The sequence below is a fragment of the Halomonas borealis genome (genome assembly GCF_004798905.1).
GTDB lineage: Bacteria > Pseudomonadota > Gammaproteobacteria > Pseudomonadales > Halomonadaceae > Halomonas > Halomonas borealis.
This window is the reverse complement of the sequence record NZ_SDMO01000157.1, coordinates 1-205: the sequence shown is the minus strand read 5'-3', so window position 1 is coordinate 205 and position 205 is coordinate 1. Positions and strand designations below refer to the sequence as shown.

Sequence of the window (205 nt, the reverse complement as noted above, 5' to 3'; positions counted from 1 at the left end):
TTCCCCGATAGCTCAGTTGGTAGAGCAAATGACTGTTAATCATTGGGTCACAGGTTCGAGTCCTGTTCGGGGAGCCAGCTTCGTCCCAGAGCAACGAGCACCGTAGTCGCAAGTTGTACGAAAAGGTTATTCCCCGATAGCTCAGTTGGTAGAGCAAATGACTGTTAATCATTGGGTCACAGGTTCGAGTCCTGTTCGGGGAGCC

At 51.2% G+C, this 205-nt stretch carries 2 tRNA genes; both read left to right on the top strand.

The annotated features are described in order from the left end of the window. Position 1 precedes the first annotated feature (1 nt). Positions 2-77: transfer RNA gene (locus ETC07_RS15565), tRNA-Asn, on the top strand. Positions 78-130: 53 nt separating this feature from the next. Further along, positions 131-203: transfer RNA gene (locus ETC07_RS15560), tRNA-Asn, on the top strand. Positions 204-205 lie beyond the last annotated feature (2 nt).